Below are 724 nucleotides of genomic sequence, written 5' to 3' on the forward strand. Positions count from 1 at the left end.
GTGGACGTTTGAGATTTGAGAGGGGCTGCTCCTAGTACGAGAGGACCGGAGTGGACGAACCTCTGGTGTTCCGGTTGTCACGCCAGTGGCATTGCCGGGTAGCTATGTTCGGAAGAGATAACCGCTGAAAGCATCTAAGCGGGAAACTTGCCTCAAGATGAGATCTCACTGGGATCTTGAATCCCCTAAAGGGCCGTCGAAGACTACGACGTTGATAGGTTGGGTGTGTAAGCGCTGTGAGGCGTTGAGCTAACCAATACTAATTGCCCGTGAGGCTTGACCATATAACACCCAAGCAATTTGCGCCTAAGACGCCAAATTGTGGTGGTGAAGATGACACGAACCGAAAGTTCGCAACAACCCACAAATATCGCATATCCGGATTCGCTGGGCTGTCCATCTGGACATTCTGGCTACAGAATTTCTTGACGACCATAGAGCATTGGAACCACCTGATCCCATCCCGAACTCAGTAGTGAAACGATGCATCGCCGATGGTAGTGTGGGGTTTCCCCATGTGAGAGTAGGTCATCGTCAAGATTCATTTCGCAAAACCCCTATCTGCACATGCAGGTAGGGGTTTTGTCTTTGCAGCGCAAATACCCCAGTCCTGCCCGATTCCCTGTAGGAGCAGCCTTGTGCTGCGAAGAGGCCGGTAAGGCTAAAGATTATCTTCGGCTGCAATGGCCTCTTCGCAGCACAAGGCTGCTCCTACAGAGCAGGG

Annotated in this window: 2 rRNA genes; both read left to right on the forward strand. The window is 51.9% G+C overall.

Annotated elements, in window-relative coordinates:
- Positions 1-284: ribosomal RNA gene (locus tag SB786_RS35530) — 23S ribosomal RNA — on the forward strand; the annotation flags it as partial.
- A gap of 140 nt (positions 285-424) precedes the next feature.
- Positions 425-540: ribosomal RNA gene (rrf, locus tag SB786_RS35535) — 5S ribosomal RNA — on the forward strand.
- The last annotated feature ends 184 nt before the right edge of the window (positions 541-724 follow it).

This window comes from Burkholderia sp. SIMBA_062, assembly GCF_046534765.1.
In the GTDB taxonomy this organism is placed as follows: Bacteria; Pseudomonadota; Gammaproteobacteria; order Burkholderiales; family Burkholderiaceae; genus Burkholderia; species Burkholderia ambifaria.